4 protein-coding genes are annotated in these 3708 nt (G+C 40.6%); all 4 read left to right on the forward strand.

The window, feature by feature from the left end; translation table 11 throughout:
* The coding region (locus BP896_RS05705) for a hypothetical protein (RefSeq protein WP_291766625.1) at nt 1–321 on the forward strand (321 nt) is incomplete at its 5' end.
* A 16-nt stretch (nt 322–337) separates the two neighbouring features.
* Nucleotides 338–1126 (forward strand): hypothetical protein, encoded by a 789-nt coding sequence (locus BP896_RS05710; RefSeq protein WP_291766626.1) that lies wholly within the window; start codon nt 338–340, stop codon nt 1124–1126.
* A gap of 1 nt (nt 1127) precedes the next feature.
* Nucleotides 1128–1919: a hypothetical protein gene (locus tag BP896_RS05715; RefSeq protein WP_291766629.1), complete on the forward strand. Its 792-nt coding sequence runs from the start codon at nt 1128–1130 to the stop codon at nt 1917–1919.
* A 677-nt stretch (nt 1920–2596) separates the two neighbouring features.
* Nucleotides 2597–3307, forward strand: coding sequence for a hypothetical protein (locus tag BP896_RS05720; RefSeq protein WP_291766630.1), 711 nt, complete (start codon nt 2597–2599; stop codon nt 3305–3307).
* Nucleotides 3308–3708: the final 401 nt, after the last annotated feature.

The raw sequence follows: 3708 nt of genomic DNA on the forward strand, positions 1-3708 counted from the left end.
GCTGGTATATTGCAGGTTAATACCCCTGGTTACTTATATGTAAATAATGTAGTACCCAACATCTCAGGTACTGCATTAATAAACAATTTAATAATATATATTACTTCACAAGGTTCAGGCACATTATGTGAATTTCAGATATTAAGCGGTGGTTCAGTATCCTCGGTACCTAGTAATACCTGCTCCTTAAATACTGGCACATATTATATAAATATTTATGCATCACCTAATACGCCGGTTTCAAGCGCTGGACCTGAAACTGTTACCATTAACTTCGGCTATAATGTAATAGGTAACGAGGCAGTATCAGTACCATCGTAATATTGGTGGTAGCCTTGTGGCTTCAAAGTCAAATTTTAAAATCTTCCTCACAATCTCTATACCTCTAATTCTCCTAGCATTGGTGGCTATTTGGGCCAGTGCTCAGCTTGCTCCGTCATTAATTAGGCAGTATACGCTAATGAATGTGCCTTATGCTGAAGTTTCATTAATTAATGTAACTGGTAATGGGGTTTACGTAAAGGTATCAATCATTAGGAATGAAGTATTAAGGTTCACGCCTATTAATGGTTGGATTGAGATTATCGACACTGGGCAGTCAGCTAGCGTTAACAGTGACTTAGTAGCTAAGCTACCGTTGATGCCTGATTACATTAGTAAAAGTAGTGTAGGCATTAAGGGCATAATTTACGGTTACTTAAACGGTAGTAGTGCATATATAGCCTTCTTCAATGTTGAACCCATTCATGTGTTTAATTCCATAAGCATTATTAACTTCACATATGTTAATTGCTCTTTAATCATTTACTTAAACGCATCATTGGTTGTACCAGCCATAATTCATTATACTGTTAATACGTCTTTATTCACTACTTATACGCATGAATTCGTATTCAGTACCATTAATCACCCATTTAACATAAGCTTACTTATTCCGTCAGGTAACCATGTGGTTGAAATTGAGTTACCTATAAGGCCAAGTAATGTTGGCCACGTATACATTTACGGCTGTAGTATGATGCATGGCGTATATTACACGCTCTTTATGCCAACCTACATAACTTACCTTTATCCAACAGTTAATACCACGGAATTCACTACATTTATAGTGATTAGGAGTGGTTAATATGAGAATTGAAGTTCTAATACTGCTGAGCTTAGTACTAGCTTTCATAATCACTTGGTTATTCATACCTGCCTGGAGTATTAAGGGCCCTAACTACTACCTTAGGTTAATGCCCTGGGGCTTCGTGGTTACATTCTTCGGTGTAACCTACATTGTACCACCGCCCACTGTTTACCTAGTGCCCTTCTTCGCCCTTGACTCAGCATTAGTGCCGCTTATTTGGAGGAGGAGCGTTTACTCGCTTTACTTATCAGCCTTACTTATTACCTTAGCCTTAACCATGTTTGCTGACACAGTATTGTTTCAGGAAAGGTACATGCAGGTTAAGGGTTATTTAATTGAACCAACACCAAACGGCTACTTATACGTAGCACTGCCCCACTCACCGGCTTTTGGAATACCAGGGTATATTTTGGCTATGTCAGCGGCTGTGGCTATACTTAACATGGTTACTAGGGCTAGGTGGATTAAGTATAGGGCATGGAGCCTTGCACAGACCCTAGCTGAATACGGCCCCCTAATGACTGTTGAGCAAGCCTTAAAAAGGCTAAACATACCATACGTTAAGGCTCAGGGTACCATAATTGTGGGTAACTTAGTGATTAGGGAAGCTGATGGTAAACTAGCTCTATCGTTAATTGATGCAGCTAATAAGCCACTTGGTGAAGTAGCCCCAGTGGAGGTTGGCCTCTTAATGCCGCCTAATGAGGCTATAGCCTACGTTATACATGAGGCTGTTAAGAGGGTTTTTGAAGAAAAGGTTACGGTGATTGAGTATGCTGAGGAGGATTAAAATAATTACCGCCTCAGTAATCCTACTGATAGTAGCCTTAATTGCATTGGCTCATGTAATATTCATTTACAAAGGCTCAATAGGAGCAAAACCAATACCATCCCCAATAACTGCCCTAACTGGTTCATGCCCATGCGGCTGCGCTTCATGGAGTTCAACCAATACTGGCTTCTCATCAACAATAACAGCATACACCTTAAGTACAGCAAGCGGCTACATATTATCAACGCCACTTACTCAATTAAGTTCAAGCACCTCAGCCACATTAACCATGGCCATCACCACAGCCTCTAACGTAAATTATGCGTATATTAACGATACCCGAATTTACCCTGGGCAGGGAAACATAAGCCTAAAGGCTGGCTTAAATACCTTGGTTCAGGAACTTATACTTAATACTCCGGTTACAAGCACATTAACATTAAATGGCTGGTACGGTTTCTCACCAGTTACTGGAGTAACCTATTATTATTCATTTACCGAAACCATAAACCCACCAACATCAAACGTAATGAATCTACTAAATGGGAAACAATCATGGTACGCGCCTCATGTTTATCAGGGTGATAATGCTGGTTTTCCAACTAATTCCTGGCCTACTTACTATGGGCCACTTGCATCACCAAGCAATTACTGGTACTANNATATCAACCAGTATTAATCAGCCTATTCTCAAGATGGTTGATTCTACGTATGGCTGGTCGTCTGGCGCCATGTTTTGGCAGGAGAGTTACAGCGGTGGCGTTGTCACAATAACCATGATTGGCGTGTATTCCAATAATGGGACGCCAATATTCTCGTGGGTGTATCCCTACGTTGGTGATGGGTACATAATCTACCTATTCCTAAAACCCACCATGTGGGGGGTAAACAGTAATTCCAATTACTCAATACCCTACGCAGCATCTAACATATACACAACTACTATATCGCCCGTGCAAGGTGATGTGATGTTCCCACAAAGTTCATCGCAGTACTTAGTCATTGAGTGGAACCCACTATGGCAGTACGCATATACGGCAGATGGCGCGCCTGGCCAGTGGGATGTGTGGGTTGCCTCAAACCCCCATGGACCAAAGGCGCATGTGGGTCCATACCCATCACCAAACCTTGGTTACCCGTACGCGGGTTGGGATGGCATTGGTAGTGGTTACTTTCAGCCTAATCCAGGTAATTATATATGCATTACAGTGAGCTATAACCCTAACACCAATACCTTAACCGGTATTGCCTATGACTTAAATACTGGTCAATCAGCAAGCTTCACATTAAGCTTAAGTAATTACTTTACGCCTCCACTTAGTGGTACTTACATATTTGGTATAGCGGGTACAAATGGGGCTGGTCAAGCTAATTGGGGTGTAGTTTACATTAATTATCAGGAATAATCACTTGGTATTTCACTATGCAGGTATTTAATTATCGATAGACATGTAATCAGCCATAATGCTTAATCCATTGTTTCCTCATAGGAATTATGTTGATTCTCATCTTAGCTCATATGGATGGCTTTAAATCTAAATGTTTAACTCTAAGATTAGTAAAGACTATGATTAACCATCATTTAGTCAGGCCTTCCTGAGGGCTAGGCTCCTGGACATCCTTCCAGGCTAGACTACCGGCCCTGGTCTAGGAATTAAAGTGAATGGGTTATAAGCTTTTCTAAGGATAATTAACATTAACTAAGGTTTAATTAAATGGCTCATTTAATGAAGAATGCCTTCACCTTTAACTTTAAGTTGCGAATGAGTTGGTAATGAATTATAGATGCTTGTGATTACTTGGCATA

The organism is Caldivirga sp. UBA161 (assembly GCF_002506515.1).
Lineage (GTDB): Archaea > Thermoproteota > Thermoprotei > Thermoproteales > Thermocladiaceae > Caldivirga.